The sequence below is a fragment of the Bacillus sp. V59.32b genome (assembly GCF_003429085.1).
Classification (GTDB): domain Bacteria; phylum Bacillota; class Bacilli; order Bacillales; family DSM-1321; genus Peribacillus.
On record NZ_QVTC01000053.1, the window covers coordinates 42,220 to 59,064 of the forward strand.

The window sequence follows — 16,845 nt, forward strand, 5'->3', positions numbered from 1 at the left end:
TATTCCTCCTTAAGCCTGCAGCTTTTTAAATTCGTCAACAAATGAAGTAAGATCAACTTCTGTCTGGTTGCCCGTCTCCATATCTTTTACATTAATTTTCTCCTGTTCTAGTTCGTCATCACCGAGAATAGCGACATATCGTGCCTTGTGACGGTCGGCCGATTTGAATTGGGCTTTTGCCTTTCTGTCCAGATAGTCTTTTTCGACGGTAAATCCGGCGTTCCTTAGCTGATACGCAAGCTTGACGGTGTAATCTTTTGCCGCTTCTCCTAAAGAAACGAGATAGCAATCGATTTTTGTTGAAATTGGAAGCTCGACTTTTTCGGCCTCCAGTGCGGCAATCAATCTCTCTACGCTCAACGCAAAGCCAATTCCCGGAGTCTCCGGACCGCCGATTTCTTCAGCAAGGCCGTTGTAGCGGCCGCCGCCGCAAAGTGTCGTAATCGCACCAAAGCCTTCCGCTTCGCTCATGACTTCAAATGCCGTGTGGTTGTAATAGTCCAGACCGCGTACAAGGGCCGGGTCGACGACAAACTCAATATTTAGATCTGTCAGATGTTTCTGCAGCTTTTCGAAATAAGCTTTTGATTCATCATTTAAATAGTCAATGATTGATGGTGCTGTTTTCATAAGCTCGTGGTCTCTGTCTTTTTTACAATCCAGGATTCGGAGCGGATTTTTCTTCAGCCGATTTTGGCAATCGCTGCAAAACTCGCCGATACGCGGTTCGAAGTGATCGATCAATGCGTTTCGATGGTTGGTTCTGCTTTCCTTGTCCCCCAAGCTGTTGATAACAAGCTTGAGCTTCTTTAATCCGAGCTCCCGGTATAAACTCATGACTAATGAAAGCACCTCTGCGTCGATAGCAGGATCGGCGCTGCCCAGGGCCTCGACGCCGAATTGTACAAATTGGCGGAAGCGGCCTGCCTGCGGGCGCTCATAACGGAACATCGGGCCGAAATAAAATAGTTTTACAGGCTGATTAGCCCAGCCAAACATTTTGTGCTCAATATATGACCTTACGACGGCCGCTGTTCCCTCCGGTCGAAGCGTGATATCACGTCCGCCCCTGTCCTGGAACGAATACATTTCTTTCTGGACGATGTCGGTCGTATCACCGACACCCCGCAGGAATAGATCAGTATGTTCGAAGATCGGTGTACGTATTTCTTTGTATTGATATCTTTTGCATAAATCCCGGGCAGCATTTTCGATGTACTGCCAAATTTCGGACTGCCCTGGAAGAATATCCTGGGTTCCGCGCGGCATTTGAATCGACATTATGGTTCCTCCTCTTTGCGCAAAGGCTGTTTGTTTAATTTAAGCGAAATTTATAGTGATTTAAGCGAAAGCTTCCGTCATTTAAGTGAAAAGTCAGGTCATTTAAGCGAAAGTAGGGACGATTCAAGCGAAAAAACAGTTCATTTAAGCGAAACGCATTTTTCGCTTAGCACCCAAACAAAAAAACTCCCGGTCCCCTGTAACGAATCGTTACAAGGGACGAGAGTTGTATTCCCGTGGTGCCACCCTAATTGAAGCATGCTAGCATGCTTCCGCTCAAGTACAGTTAACGCCTGCTTACGTTCATCTCCTACTAAGGAATCCTTTTCAGAGCGAAGCCTACGGAGTGTTCTTTCATTAAGGCACATGCGGAAATGTTTTCAGCCAGCGGCATTTCCTCTCTTTTCATGTGGATCTTAATTACTATTCCCCATCATCGGTTCTAAGATCAGTATGTATTATATCTTTACTATAATACGGACGGTTATTTAAAATGTCAAGAACATTTCACTAATTCTCCTCATTCATTACGATCTGTTCAATTTCTTTTTCAGTTTTCTGGCATCCCTCATATTCAGGCCGAATTCCGAAGCCAATTCGACTAAGTTCGCCCCTTGCTCTTTTTGGATGAAGTCATGAAAATCAACACCATGCAGCTGATTCTCTCCGTTCAGGCTCGTCTCGCCTTTTTCACTAAATCTCATAACCAATCCCCCTATAAAAGTCTCCGATTAGTTCCTTCTTGTCTAGAGGAACATGCGTCTTATTGACTATTCTTTCCTAATCGCCGATTTATTTTCATAAAATGGGAGGGTTTTTATAAAAGAAATCGAAAATGTATAACCGCACAGACAGTTTATAAGGGGAGATGGTCTTGAGTTTTTTGAAGAAAAGCAGCTTGTCCCTCTGTTCCCTCGTACTTGCTTCCACCATTTATCCATTGGCCGAAGCAAAGGGCACTAGCGAAGTAATTGTAAAACAAGAGGTCTTAAACAAGCGGGCAATCGGGCGGGGCAGCATTATAACCGATGATGTGCGGGTAAGAACCGGGCCCGATACGAGATATAACCTCGCGGGTTCTGTAAAACAAGGCAGCAGCGTTGAAATTCTGGAGCGCCAGGGGAAATGGACTCAAATAAAAAACGATGAACTAACAGGCTGGATTTCTGAAGACTTTATCAGTCAACAGTCCATTTTTATTAATCAAAACAAGGAAATCCCAGCACACGGCATGGTTACTGACACAATCAATGTCCGCACGCACGCTTCGCTTGACGGAGAAGTGCGCGGAAAAATTGCCAAGGGCAGCAAGATTAAGATTGTAACCGCAGAAGGCGATTGGCTAAAAGTTTCCTATAAATCCGCATACGGCTGGATAAATAAAGAGTATATCAGTTTTTCCGGGGACATTTCGGAGGAACAAAAACAAGTTAAAGAGACACCCTTAAATGGTGAGGTTGTCATTAAGCAAAATGGGACCCATTTAAGAAGCAGCCCCGATGTCCATTCCCGGATTATTTCGAGGACTGATGTAGGAGAGAAATTTCCCATTATCGCCGCCGCCAGCAATGGTTGGTATAAGATTCGGCTTAAAAATGGCCAAACGGCATATGTAGCCGGCTGGGTTGTTTCGATTACAGGAAAAACGACGCAAATGAAAAAAACTGGCGCAGAGCAATACCTCTCTGATAAATTAATTGTCATCGATCCGGGACACGGCGGAAAGGATCGCGGCACGAAAGGTGTAAATGGCACACTGGAGAAGAATCTGACGCTGCACACGGCTTTGCTGTTGCAGGACAAGCTGGAAACGGCAGGGTCAACCGTAATCCTCACGCGGAATGCCGATGACTATTTATCGCTGCCGACACGCGTCGGAGTTTCTCACCGGCATAACGCCGACGCCTATATAAGCCTGCACTATGACCATGCAAAAAATCAGCTGGTCAGCGGTGTCACAACCTATTATTATCATTCCTATCAAAAATCGCTCGCAGCGAGCATCAATAAATCGCTCGGCTCCTCTTTACAGGTCGTCAACAGAGGCTACAGATTTGGCGACTATTATGTAATCAGGGAAAATCAGCGCGCGGCTGCTCTCATTGAGTTAGGGTATTTGAGTAACGCTGGGGAAGAGTCCACCGTAAGTTCTGAACGGTACCAGGAAGACGTATCTGATGCTATTTTTGCGGGGCTTGAGAGTTATTTTAGGTGAGATCGAGCAGAAATTAAGATCATCGAGTACAAATTCAGATTATCGAGCAGAAATTTCGATTATCGAGCACAAATTCGGATTATCGAGCATAAATTTCGATTATCGAGCAGAAGTTCAGATCATCGAGCAGAAATTTCCAATATCGAGCACAAATTCGCATGATCGAGCACAAATTTCGATTATCGAGCAGAAATTCAGATTATCGAGCACAAATTCGGATAATCGAGCAGAAATTTCGATCATCGAGCAGAAATTCGGATTATCGAGCACAAATTCAGATTATCGAGCAGAAATCCAGATTATCGAGCACAAATTCGGATGATCGAGCAGAAATTTCGATTATCGAGCAGAAATTTCGATTATCGAGCACAAATTCGGATCATCGAGCAGAAGTTCAGATCATCGAGCAGAAATTCGGATTATCGAGCATAAATTTCAATTATCGAGCACAAATTCGAATTATCGAGCACAAATTTAGATTATCGAGCAGAAGTTCAGATCATCGAGCACAAATTCGGATGATTGAGCAGAAATTTCGATTATCGAGCAGAAATTCGGATTATCGAGCAGAAATTCGGATTTCGAGCACAATTTCTAATCATCGAACACTTAAATTTGATCAATTTTTTGATAGTAAGGCCTTGTTTCATTATGTAGCCATTTCATTAGGATCAAAACAACTAATAAATATTAAATGAGCGATTAACCAGATTTACGAGCGATAACCCTAATTTACGCGCGACTATCTCAATTTACGAGCGATTATACAAATTTATGAGCGATTATCCAGATTTATGAGCGATTATCAAATTTTATGAGCGATTAACCAGATTTATGAGCGATAAGTAAAACTTACGAGCGTTCATCAAGCATGCGTGCTCTCTTCTCCAACAAAAAATCCTTGCCGCTTCTAAGCGGGCAAGGACTCACTAAACTTAAATTTTATTTACTTTCGACAATCAGCGTTACCGGGCCGTCATTGGTTAGCTGTACCTGCATCATTGCCCCGAAGATGCCGGTTTGGACGTTGATTCCTTTTTTTCGGAATTCTTCGTTCAGCATTTCATATACCGGGTTGGCTTCTTCCGGCCGGGCAGCCTCCATGAAGTTCGGCCGTCTGCCTTTGCGGACGTCGCCGTACAAAGTAAATTGAGAAATGGAGAGAATCGAGCCGCCTTTATCAAGCAGGGAAAGATTCATTTTTTCATCTTCGTCTTCAAAAATGCGTAAGTTGGTGATCTTATCGGCGACATATGTCGCATCCTCGGCATTGTCCCCATGTGTGATGCCTACAAGCAGCACCAATCCGTGGTCGATTTCGCCGACGGTTTCGCCATTTACGAGGACTCTGGCTTCTTTAGAACGTTGCACTACAACTCGCATGGATATAACTCCTTAGTTCATGATCCTTCTTACTGCATAGACGTCCGAAATTTGTTTAATTCTCTCAACTACCTTCTGCAGGTGGCTGATATTATTAATGGAAATCGACATATTGATGGTCGCCATTTTGTTTCGATCGGATTTTCCTGATACGGCAGAAATGTTTGTTTTCGTTTCATTGACAGCCTGCAGTACTTCATTCAGCAAACCGCGGCGGTCGTAGCCGTTAATTTCGATGTCAACGTTGTACTCTTTTCGTTCATTTAAGCTGCTTTCCCATTCGACAGGGATCAACCGGTTTTCGGTTTCGTTTCCTTCTACATTCGTGCAATCCACCCGATGGACGGAAACGCCTCGGCCTTTTGTGATAAAGCCGACAATATCATCGCCAGGCACTGGGTTGCAGCATCTTGATAGACGGATTAACAGGTTATCAATTCCCTGGACACGTACGCCGGATTCTCTTCTTTTAACAGCATGGAGTGATCTTTTTTCTGAAACGGCCTCTGAAATGGTTGGTTCTTGTTCCATTTCTTTTTGTTTTCGCTGCTTTTCAGTTAAACGATTGGCGATTTGGATCGCGGTTATGCCGTTGTATCCGACAGCTGCATACATATCTTCATCATTGGAAAAGTTGAATTTTTCGCTTACCCGTTTCAGGTTTTCGGAGGTCAAGATTTCTTTCAAATCAAAATCCATGTTTTTGATTTCTTTTTCGACCATTTCCTTGCCCTTTTCGATATTTTCTTCACGGCGCTGTTTCTTAAAGAATTGACGAATTTTATTTTTCGCCTGGGAAGTCTGGGTCATCTTCAGCCAGTCCTGGCTTGGTCCGTATGAATGCTTCGATGTCAGGATTTCAATGATGTCACCGGTTTTCAGCTTATAGTCAAGTGGGACCATTTTGCCGTTAACTTTGGCACCGATTGTTTTGTTGCCGATTTCTGAGTGAATCCGGTAAGCAAAGTCGATCGGGTTCGATCCAGCTGGAAGCTCGATCACTTCTCCTTTTGGCGTAAAAATAAACACCATGTCCGAGAACAAATCAATTTTAAGGGATTCCATAAATTCTTCTGCATTTATCGTATCATCCTGGAATTCAAGAATTTCCCTGAACCAGGTTAATTTATTTTCCAAGGAGGCCGACTCATTTATTTCTTTGCCTTCCTTATAAGCCCAGTGCGCGGCAATCCCGAATTCAGCGATACGATGCATTTCCGCTGTCCGAATCTGCACTTCAAGCGGGTCGCCTTTAGGGCCGATCACCGTTGTATGCAGGGATTGATACATATTTGGTTTTGGCATCGCGATATAATCTTTAAAGCGGCCAGGCATCGGCTTCCAGCAAGTATGGATGATTCCCAAAATCGCATAGCAATCCTTAATGCTGTTAACAACAATACGGACGGCCAGCAAATCATAGATTTCACTGAATTGCTTATTTTGGAGCGCCATTTTACGGTAAATGCTATAGATGTGCTTCGGGCGCCCTGAGATTTCGGCCTTTAAGTTTACCTCGGCCACACCTTTCTTCACTTCTTCAATAACATCTTCCAAGTACTGCTCACGCTCGGCGCGCTTTTTCTTCATAAGGTTGACGATACGATAATATTGCTGCGGGTTTAAATAACGGAGCGCCGTATCCTCAAGCTCCCACCTGATCTTGCTGATCCCGAGACGATGGGCAAGCGGTGCAAAGATCTCCAGCGTTTCATTGGAGATTCTCCGTTGCTTTTCGTGCGGCAGGTGCTTGAGAGTCCTCATATTATGAAGCCTATCGGCGAGTTTTATCAAAATAACCCGGATATCCTGCGCCATCGCCACAAACATTTTCCGATGGTTTTCGGCCTGCTGCTCTTCCTGTGACTTATATTTAATTTTCCCGAGCTTGGTTACACCGTCAACAAGCATCGCAACTTCCGGACTGAAGCTTTGTTCAATGTCCTCTAGCGTCACCTCAGTATCCTCTACTACATCATGAAGGAAACCCGCAGCGACTGTAGAAGGGTCCATTTCCAGATCTGCCAGAATTCCGGCGACCTGAATGGGATGGATTATATATGGTTCGCCGGATTTACGGAACTGTTCACGGTGGGCATACTCAGCAAATTTATACGCTTTATAAATAAATTCAGCATCATTCTGCTGAAGATATACCTTTGCCCTATCAACAACCTGTTCGGCGGTCATTATTTGATCATTAGCCATTCAATCACCTTTTTATCCTGATCAGAGTCCGATTGGCACCTGCCAATCTATTTAAAAATATTTTATTAAAAAAAACATTATTGTTTCTATTATCGGGAAAAAAGTATGAGATGTAAAGGATAAAGAGCTTATTTCTTGCCTACCTGTTACAATACCCTGAATTTGCTAACTTTGTCGAAGAATAAGAAATGTTATTGGAAATGAAAATGGCCGGTCTTTTGAGACTGGCCATTTACGTTATTATGAAACTGTTTAAGCAGATTATACAGTCAATAAGTCAGGTTGCTTTTCACAGACCATTGATTGAAAGCACTTATCAAGCAAGGCCATCCGGATATATAGCCCGTTCTCTGCCTGGCGGAAATAGGCGGCGCGGGGATCCTTGTCTACGGTGGCCTCGATCTCTCCTGCACGCGGCAGCGGATGGAGGATCACGCAATCTTTATTCATATGAGTAAGAAGTTCATCATCAATGATGTACTTTCCATAAGCCAATTCGTATTCTTCCATTGAGGAGAAACGTTCTTTTTGAATACGTGTTTGATAGACAACATCAGCTGATTTTACCGCTTTTTTCAAGTCGTATTCCTCTGAGTAGGATACACCCTGTTTATCTAAAAACTCTTTTACATAAGGGGGAATCTGGACATTTTTGGGAGCTGTAAAGCATATATGAACATTATGATAATTTGCCAGCATATAGGATAGGGAGTGCACGGTACGCCCATTGGCGAGGTCCCCGACCATGACAACATTCAAATTATCCAGCCGGCCCAGTTCTTTTTGAATCGTATAGACATCAAGCAATGCTTGGGTAGGGTGCTCTCCCCCTCCATCTCCTGCGTTTATGATGGGTACCGTTGCCACGGCAGCCGCCCTTTCAGCTGCTCCAATATCCGTATGGCGGATGACAATGACATCACAATATTCAGACACAACGCGGATCGTATCTTCGAGTGTCTCCCCTTTAGTCGCGGAAGAAAACCGGGAGGCATTTTCTGTACCAATCACTTTTCCACCCAAACGGCTGATCGCTGATTCAAAGGACAGACGCGTGCGCGTGCTTGGCTCGAAAAAAAGGCTCGTCATAATTTTGTTTGCATATTGATCGTTGCCGCCGCTTTTTACCACTTGCTCCATTTTATCTGCTGCCTGAAATAGTTGACTCAGTGAGGCGCGGTTATATTGCTTGGCTCCTAATACATGATACGTTTCCATCATAAATTCCCCCTGGTTGATAAGTTTTTAAACAAAAAAGCTCCCTGCCTTAGAGAAGACAAGAAGCTTTTTACAGCAAGGGTAACTTAAAGGAAAGGTGGACATACCAATCCCCAATAAAATAAGTTACTTACCTTGTCAGTCTCTCTGGACTAAATTAAAGGTAGTTCCGTATATAATTACTGAAATTATCACACAGCCAAGTTTTTATTGCAATGATTTTTTCAAAAAATTGCCTTTGTGATTAAAAACTTATTAAAGACAATACATCATATCCATCCAGTTTGTTTTTGCCGTCCAGATATGTAAGTTCGATTAGGAAAGCAATCCCGGCAACGATTCCGCCGAGCTCTTCTACAAGCTTAATGGTTGCTTCGATTGTTCCACCTGTTGCAAGAAGGTCGTCGGTGATCAACACACGCTGTCCCGGTTTAATGGCATCTTTATGGATGGTCAATACGTCCTTGCCATATTCGAGGCCGTAGTCCATTTTTATCGTTTCCCTTGGAAGTTTTCCATCTTTTCTTACCGGTGCGAAACCGATACCCAAGGAGTATGCGACAGGACATCCGATGATAAAGCCGCGTGCTTCTGGACCTACGATAATATCAATTTGTTTTTCACGTGCGTATTCTACGATTTGATCGGTTGCATAGCGGTACGCTTCCCCGTTGTTCATCAATGTAGAAATATCTTTAAACTTAATCCCGGGCTTCGGCCAATCGGGCACAATTGTAATATATTGCTTTAAGTCCATTGCTTTGTTTCCTCCTCGAGGGCTACTAATGTATTAAACCAGTCAAATAATTGCTGGTAAGAAGAATAAAGAAGCTCTTTTTCAAGCTCATATTGTTCTTGTTTTCGCTGATAAGACGGGGCATCACTCAAATCCTGTTTGTTTGCCTGTTTATTGAGCGAAATCAGTCCATTGTTTATTGTAACAAAATCAAGCTCAGAAAACACCTGTGAGATAAAATTGATCGTATCCCGCGACCATCCCCGGTATTTAGCGAGCTCATCTCCATTCTTGGTTAAATCAAAAGACTCTCTTTTCGCCAGAAATGCGTAAAACCATTTAAAGTGTTCGCGCGTTGGCATCGTACTAAAAAAGTGATCCTGCTCATGATGAAAATGGGCATATATTCGGGCAGGCTGCTTATCTCTTAATGTATGCTCGAGCAAGCCTTTTGATGGCGGTATATCTAATAAAACAACATGGCAGCCGTCTATATTTACATTTTGGGCATCTTCTTCATTTTTTATATGCACCAATGCATCATTTTCCTCTAGAAATGGAAAATGTTTGATCGTTTCTTCTGAAAAAATAATGACCTTATGATTTGTCTGCGGCATCCATTTTTCGAACCGGTCTATGCCTCGATAGTCAAATAGCTGCCAGCTGTCGACGGACATATCATTCAGAAAAATTTGCGGCTTTCTGATATTATTCCATTCATTGATGGCCAGCTCGCCGATCACTGATACTTTGGAAAGTGGAGAAATTTCCTCATATAAATAGCCCAACCCAAAGCCGACACCATCCAGAGAAACACTGCTGTCTCCAAGCTGAACCTTAAGATGATTTTGGTTGGTGCCAATCTTTCTGATCCCGGATAGTCCCGCCGATTCAATTAAAATTTTCGGCTTCGGATTGTTCATTCCGAAAGGTGCAAGCTGACTCATTTCTTCGATGGACTGAATGGAAATGTCTTCAATCGCTGTCGCTCCGTCAAGCTTGGTTACGGGCGTGAAATCCTCAGCAGTCAGCTGCTCTTGGGCAAGACTGTTTAGACGGTTCCGTAGATCTTCGACGTCTTCTAACTTAAGCGTCATCCCCGCGGCCATCGGGTGTCCGCCAAAATGAGGCAGGATATCCCGGCATGTCGAGAGATTCCTAAACATGTCAAAGCCTTCGATACTGCGGGCTGAACCTTTTGCCAAGCCTTTTTCGGTATCATAGCTTAATACGATGGTCGGCCGGTAGAACCGCTCAACGAGCTTCGAGGCCACGATTCCGATAATACCGGGATTCCAGCCTTCCTTGCCGACTACAAGAACGCCGTTTTCATCCGGCGGAAAGTTTTCTTCTACTTCACGAATCGCTTCTTGCGCAGTTTCTGCCACGAGAGCCTGCCGTTCCTTATTCAACAAATCAATATCAGCTGCAAGTTCTGCAGCTGTTGCGCTATCTGCGGCCATCAGCAGATCCACGGCCGGATCTGCGGCGCCGAGCCTTCCCGCGGCGTTAATCCTTGGAGCCATTCCGAAACCAATTGACTCCTCATTCAATGTATCCTGCTCGATGCCCGCTTTTTTAAATAACGCGAGCAACCCCGGACGTTTAGTATGGCGTAGCTGCTGAATACCCCTAGCCGCAATCAGCCGGTTTTCCCCATATAACGGCACCAAATCGGCAATCGTCCCAATCGCAGCGATCTCCAATAAATGTTCGGGCAGGTCCCCAAGCAGGGCATGCGCTACTTTGAAGGCCACTCCTACCCCGGCAAGCTCCCTAAACGGATATGTACTTTCTTCAAGCTTCGGATGGATGATCGCCAGAGCTTGCGGCAGCTCAGGACCAGGCTCGTGGTGGTCAGTGATGATATAATCAATGCCGAGCTCTTTTGTGAGCGCGGCCTCATCGAGCGCTGAAATGCCTGTATCGACCGTAATCAGTAACTTCACACCCTCTTCCGCGGCAAGCCGGAATGCTTTTTCATTCGGCCCATACCCTTCGGTGAAACGGTTCGGGATATAAAAATCAACATTCGCTCCCATTTGCGTAAGAGTTTCGATCATGACAGTCGTACTGCTGACACCATCCGCATCATAATCGCCAAAAATGCGAATTTTCTCGTCTGCTTCAATCGCTTGATGTATTCGTGCTACGACTTTATCCATATCCTTCATCAAAAATGGATCATGAAAAGCCTGTTCATTTATAAATAAAAAAGATCGCGCTGCTTCAACTGTATGAATCCCACGATTTGCTAATAACCTTGCAACCAGAGGTGTTATCTGTAGTTCTTTCTCCAACATTTCTACCACTTTTTCATCGGCCGCCTGGACGTGCCACCGGGTTTTTGCCTTTAACATGAATTCACCCCTCAACTCAACTATTATACAAAAGGAGCAGAGGGGTTTCAATTTAATTATTTTCCGTATTTTTTTCTACGACGGCGGGTTCATCCGTGATAACACGCCAGGCCTTGATTCAAAATCATCAATGATGTTTTCCTGCTGCTTTATTTTTCTCCTTAATGTGTAGATCTTGACGATATTAATGGAAAAAACGATAAAGCCACCCATTAAAACAGACCCAAGAATCACCAGGATTAACGGCCACTCCGCGGTACCAAACAAGTAATTAACCGTCACCGAATCGACGTTAATGACAGCGAAAATTGAGACAATGATTGCAAATAAGATGCCCAGCAGAAATATCCATTGGAATTTCATGATTCGTCTCCTTTCTTCTTTATCTCAGTACGTTAATTTTTTATGATTATTCCCTTTTATTTATAGTTATCAAACATTTGGTCGGTTACGGATTTGTTGCAGGGATTTCGTTGCCGGTATTTCTGTTTTGTTGCCAGGGCCAGATTTCGTTGCCTAAATCTCGATTTTGTTGCCGGGTTCGCCAGTTTTGTTGCCGCAACGTGCACTTTCGTTGCCGGTATTTCTGTTTTGTTGCCAGGACCGGATTTCGTTGCCTAAATCTCCATTTTGTTGCCGGGTTCACCAGTTTTGTTGCCGCAACATGGACTTTCGTTGCCGGAATTTCTGTTTTGTTGCCAGAGTTAGATTTCGTTGCCTAAATCTCGATTTTCTTGCCGGGTTCACCAGTTTTGTTGCCGCAACGTGCACTTTCGTTGCCGGAATTTCTGTTTTGTTGCCAGAGTTAGATTTCGTTGCCTAAATCTCCTTTTTGTTTCCGGGTTTACCAGTTTTGTTGCCGCAACGTGGACTTTCGTTGCCGGTATTTCTGTTTTGTTGCCATGGCCAGATTTCGTTGCCTAAATCTCCATTTTGTTGCCGGGCCGGATTTCGTGCGCGGAAAATTTCTGTTTTGTAGCGGAGTTTCTCCAGATACGATTTCGCAGTGACCATCCCGATGTCGCGCATCAAAAAAGACCAATCCAAATCGCGGATTGGTCTTAATAATACTTACACCTGAGCTTCTTGGCTCGGTTTTTTTTCTTTGTAGGTGATGAGGACTCCCTTTTTCTTCAGTTCCCTTCGCTTGAGGTCAAGCCATAATTGGGTAGCGATGTATAGGGAAGAGTATACGCCGCAAAGTAAGCCGACAAGTAAAGCGATTGAGAAGTTGCCGATGGACGGGCTTCCGAAAATCATCAAGGCGGCAACCGTGATGATTACCATCAACACCGTATTGATCGAACGGGTCAAAGTTTGTCTGATACTTACGTTGACAATCTCTTCAAGTTCTTCATTCGTCTTGATTTTCTTCTTCTTACGCATATTTTCTCTGACCCGGTCAAAGGTAACGATCGAGTCATTGATGGAATACCCGACAATCGTCAATATCGCCGCGATGAAGGTCAAATCTACTTCCAACCGCAGCACGCTGAATATCGTGATAATGAAGAATGCGTCATGCAGCAGTGAAATCACTGCCGGCACAGCCATTCTCCATTCAAATCGGATCGTTGCGTACAATATGATACCGAGAGACGAAATCAGTATGGCATAAATCGCATTTTTAGCCAATTCTTTTCCGATCGTTGGAGATACGGTGCTGATATTCGTATCATCATCTCCTACCTCATCATGGAAGTAATCCTTGACTTCGGCAATTTCATTTTTATCCAGAACGCCTTTAAAGCGGACTACTCCAGTTTCTTGATTATCCCCAGAGATAACGATATCTTCGCTATTTAAGTCCAATGCATCCAAATGCTCTTTTACTGTCTCTTGAGTCAACGGTTCATTAGAGGTAAATTCGATTCTTGTTCCGCTTGTAAAATCAATACCAAGATTCATCTTAAAGATGAACAGGAAAATGATCCCGATAACCGTTATCGCGGCAGAAAAAGTATAATACCATTTTCTTTTCTTTACAAAATCGAACCGATCAAACCGGGTAGGAAGCTCCGTGACATCCTTCGCTTCTGCGAGATCATGGATATCCTTCTTCCTTACACCCAGCCATGATGGGTGTTTATCAAAGGCTCTGCTGTTGATCCAGAGGCTCATGAATAAACGGGTTCCATAAACAGCCGTAATGAAACTCATCAAAATACTGATGATTAATGTTGTCGCAAAGCCTTTTACAGAACTTGTCCCATAAAAGAACAATACGGCAGCCGCCAAAAGCGTAGTCAAATTGGCATCCGTAATCGTAGCGAGCGAGTTTTTATTTCCTTCTTTATAGGCGGCACGGACAGAGCGGCCGAGCTTCAGTTCATCTTTGATCCGCTCATACGTTATGATATTCGCATCGACAGCCATTCCGACCCCGAGGATCAGGGCCGCAACCCCTGGGAGTGTCAAAACGGCATTCATCCAGTCGAATACCAATAAAGTTAGATAGATATATATTGCCAACGTGATAACAGCAATAAATCCTGGGAAACGATAATAGAAGAGCATGAATGCAAACACAAGGGCAATCCCGATAATGCCGGCATAGATCGTTTCATTTAACGCTTGCTCCCCAAATTTAGCTCCGACCGAAGTAGAGTATACTTCTTTTAGTTCTTCCGGCAGTGCCCCTGCATTTAACAGGTCTGCCAGTTCCTTTGCTTCCTCTATCGTAAATTGGCCGGTAATGATTACTTTATTCGTGTCAAATATTTCTCTGACAGTAGGGTCTGAAATCATATTATCTGTGGTTTCAGGCTTTTGAATGCTGTCTTTTCCTTCTTCAAAATCAAGCCAGATGGCCAGGACGTTGGTTGGTGGCGGCATGGCCGAAATTTGTTCGGTGATTTGCTTGAATTTTTGCGGGTCCTTCAAGGTGACTTCGACAACCGGACGATTATTTTCATCGAAGGTCTGCTTAGCGCCGTTCTCTGCCAAGTCTGCCCCTGTCATCATTTCTTTATCATTGAAATCACGGAAACTTAATTTTGCCTGAGTCGAAAGGATTTCACGGGCATTGTTCTGGTCCGTTACCCCCGCGAGCTGGACGCGAATTCTGTCTTCTCCTTCAACTTGTATATTCGGCTCATTGACACCAAGGACATCGACACGCTTGCTCAGTGCCTGGGCGGTGCTGCTAAGCGTTTCCTGTGTAACCTTCTTTTCGCCGTCTTCTGGCTTCACTTCATATAAAACCTCGAAGCCGCCTTGTAAATCGAGGCCAAGTTTAATATTGTTCAAAATTCCTGTTGAAGTTGTGCCAATCGTTGCGAATACAGCAATTATAATGAGGAAAAACGCAACGATCCTGCTTCTTTTTACCATTATTGTATAAGGCCCCTTTCTTTCTTTAACACCATATCCTATAAGTCTTCGTCTCATTCCAGTCATTAAAAAAGCAACATCATTATTATGATTGAAAAAAAAACGAGTGTCAATTTAAGATTATTTGTCAGTCCTTCAATAATTCTCTCATTTCTTCGGATGAGAGTTCCTTAAATAAGTTCGGTGCCTTGTAAGCCTCGACCGTCATGTAGGACATAAACTGGCTGCTGCTGAGTGTCAGGATGTCATTTACTAGTTCATATATATGGATTTCTTCCTGCGGACGCTTCCATTTCTTTTGAGTCAGATATGACCATACCTCATCTTCCTTAGCAGCCCCAAGGCCGAGCAGGTTCAACTCTTCCGTTTTGTTTTTCAACGCAGGCTGCAGTGTCTGGTAAAAACGTTGATACGGGTGCTGATTCATCATGGATATTTCCTCCACTATATTCTATTTTTATTGGACGTTCGATGATTAATTTGCATGCTTTGTCCAAGTCTCTGCATATAGATAATTGTATATGATATCAGCACATTTGAGAAGGCAGGGATTAGCGGTCATGTCCAAATTTCTGAAAGGAACATTCATTCTTTTAATAGCCAGCTTTATTACACGTAGCCTGGGATTTATCAATCGGATTGTGGTCGCTCGTTTTATCGGGGAAGAAGGGGTAGGGTTATTTATGATGGCTTTGCCTACTTTGTTTCTTGTCATTACGATCACCCAGCTTGGGCTGCCCGTTGCGATTTCTAAGTTTGTCGCGGAGGCGGATGCAAAGGGTGACGAGAAAAAAGTTAAAAGGATCCTTGTTGTATCTCTGTCATGTACATTCGGTTTATCGCTGTTTTTCACGCCGGTCATGCTGATGCTGGCTCCGATACTGTCCGAGACATTGTTTACCGATTCCCGAACGGTCTGGCCGCTGCTGGCCATCGCCCCAATCGTTCCTGTCGTAGCGATTTCTTCCGTGTTGAGGGGATATTTTCAAGGAAGGCAAAATATGAAGCCGTTAGCCTTTTCACAGGTTATCGAGCAGATTGCCCGCATTGCCTTCATTGCCGTTTTGACCAAAGCCTTCCTGCCTTACGGGATAGAATATGCGGCCGCCGGGGCGATGCTCGCTTCGATCATCGGCGAGCTTGTTTCGTTAGCTTACTTGCTGACTACTTTTAAATTGAAAAAGCATTTTAAGGTCAGGAAGAATTTTTTTACAATGGCGAAGTCAGGAAAAGGGACATTTAAAGAGTTGATGAGCATTGGCATGCCGACTACCGGGAGCAGGTTAATCGGGAATTTCTACTGGTTTTTGGAACCGATTGTCGTTGCTCATAGCCTAGCGATTGCGGGTGTGGCAACAACCGTGGCTACTAAACAGTACGGCGAGCTGACTGGGTATGCCCTGCCGCTTTTAATGATGCCGTCTTTTGTAACCGCGTCATTGGCGACGTCTCTGGTCCCTTCTGTTAGCGAGGCTAAATCGTTAGGGAATTACAAGCTGATTGAGCGGAGGCTGGAGCAATCGTTGAGGCTCACCTTTATAACCGGCTCACTTGCCATGGTTAGCTTGTTTGTACTGGCAGATCCGATTTTGGAGGCTATGTACGGTTCCTCTAACGCATCTATCTTCATCAAGTTCCTCGCGCCATTTTTTATTTTATTTTACTGTCAGCTTCCCTTGCAATCGATGCTTCAGGCTCTGAATTTGGCTAAATCCGCAATGATTAACAGCATAATCGGATCGATCGTGAAAATCGTAATTATTTGGGTGCTCACCTCTAAAGAAAGTTTCGGAATCATGGGCGCAGCCATCGGAATCGCAGCCGGTACGATACTTGTAACGTTCCTCCATTTTTCAACGATTTTAAAAGTCATTCCGATTACATTGAAAATGAGATCATACGTTTACCCTGTCATTATCGGCGTGTTATCCGGATGGGTCGGGCATTATGCTTTTTATACCCTATTTTCAGGACTAGCTTCTATAAGCCGGCTTCTGGTTTCCATGACGGTCATCAGTATCGTTTTTGTTGCTATTTCAGTCTTGACAGGAGTCATAAAAAAAACCGAGATCAAACGAATCCTGTCTAGTCTGTCCTTTCGATAACCGGGC

At 44.0% G+C, this 16,845-nt stretch carries 13 protein-coding genes and 1 other annotated feature; of the genes, 2 read left to right on the forward strand and 11 right to left on the reverse strand.

Annotated elements, in window-relative coordinates:
* Positions 1–9 precede the first annotated feature (9 nt).
* Positions 10–1,281, reverse strand: coding sequence for a histidine--tRNA ligase (gene hisS / locus D0463_RS12810; protein ID WP_117307784.1), 1,272 nt, complete (start codon positions 1,279–1,281; stop codon positions 10–12).
* 212 nt (positions 1,282–1,493) lie between these two features.
* Positions 1,494–1,727, reverse strand: a binding site (T-box leader).
* A gap of 81 nt (positions 1,728–1,808) precedes the next feature.
* Positions 1,809–1,985, reverse strand: a complete 177-nt coding sequence (locus D0463_RS19630; RefSeq protein ID WP_174234328.1) for a hypothetical protein — start codon at positions 1,983–1,985, stop codon at positions 1,809–1,811.
* Positions 1,986–2,155: 170 nt separating this feature from the next.
* Between D0463_RS19630 and D0463_RS12815 the strand changes: the two genes are divergently transcribed.
* Complete coding sequence (locus D0463_RS12815) at positions 2,156–3,496, forward strand: N-acetylmuramoyl-L-alanine amidase family protein (RefSeq protein WP_160118428.1); 1,341 nt, start codon at positions 2,156–2,158, stop codon at positions 3,494–3,496.
* Positions 3,497–4,438: 942 nt separating this feature from the next.
* On the opposite strand, the gene dtd is transcribed toward D0463_RS12815, so the two are convergent.
* From dtd to D0463_RS12865, 9 genes are all read right to left on the reverse strand, one after another.
* Entirely contained in the window at positions 4,439–4,879 is a 441-nt protein-coding gene (dtd, locus tag D0463_RS12825; protein WP_117307787.1) for a D-aminoacyl-tRNA deacylase, read from the reverse strand.
* Positions 4,880–4,891: 12 nt separating this feature from the next.
* Complete coding sequence (locus tag D0463_RS12830; RefSeq protein WP_117307788.1) at positions 4,892–7,087, reverse strand: RelA/SpoT family protein; 2,196 nt, start codon at positions 7,085–7,087, stop codon at positions 4,892–4,894.
* Positions 7,088–7,348: 261 nt separating this feature from the next.
* Entirely contained in the window at positions 7,349–8,308 is a 960-nt protein-coding gene (gene pyrB / locus D0463_RS12835; RefSeq protein ID WP_117307789.1) for an aspartate carbamoyltransferase, read from the reverse strand.
* A 241-nt stretch (positions 8,309–8,549) separates the two neighbouring features.
* Positions 8,550–9,062: an adenine phosphoribosyltransferase gene (locus D0463_RS12840; protein ID WP_117307790.1), complete on the reverse strand. Its 513-nt coding sequence runs from the start codon at positions 9,060–9,062 to the stop codon at positions 8,550–8,552.
* The gene (gene recJ, locus D0463_RS12845; protein WP_117307791.1) at positions 9,053–11,401 is read right to left on the reverse strand and encodes a single-stranded-DNA-specific exonuclease RecJ; all 2,349 of its coding nucleotides are present in this window, start codon (positions 11,399–11,401) and stop codon (positions 9,053–9,055) included. The genes D0463_RS12840 and recJ overlap by 10 nt, the downstream gene beginning before the upstream one ends.
* 75 nt (positions 11,402–11,476) lie before the next feature.
* On the reverse strand, positions 11,477–11,764 hold the full coding sequence (locus D0463_RS12850) for a LapA family protein (RefSeq protein ID WP_117307792.1): 288 nt from the start codon (positions 11,762–11,764) through the stop codon (positions 11,477–11,479).
* 456 nt (positions 11,765–12,220) lie between these two features.
* Positions 12,221–12,433 (reverse strand): hypothetical protein, encoded by a 213-nt coding sequence (locus D0463_RS12855; protein ID WP_117307793.1) that lies wholly within the window; start codon positions 12,431–12,433, stop codon positions 12,221–12,223.
* A gap of 39 nt (positions 12,434–12,472) precedes the next feature.
* Entirely contained in the window at positions 12,473–14,734 is a 2,262-nt protein-coding gene (secDF, locus tag D0463_RS12860) for a protein translocase subunit SecDF (protein WP_117307794.1), read from the reverse strand.
* A gap of 127 nt (positions 14,735–14,861) precedes the next feature.
* Entirely contained in the window at positions 14,862–15,164 is a 303-nt protein-coding gene (locus D0463_RS12865) for a post-transcriptional regulator (protein ID WP_117307795.1), read from the reverse strand.
* A gap of 130 nt (positions 15,165–15,294) precedes the next feature.
* Between D0463_RS12865 and spoVB the strand changes: the two genes are divergently transcribed.
* The gene (gene spoVB, locus D0463_RS12870) at positions 15,295–16,839 is read left to right on the forward strand and encodes a stage V sporulation protein B (RefSeq protein WP_117307796.1); all 1,545 of its coding nucleotides are present in this window, start codon (positions 15,295–15,297) and stop codon (positions 16,837–16,839) included.
* Positions 16,840–16,845 lie beyond the last annotated feature (6 nt).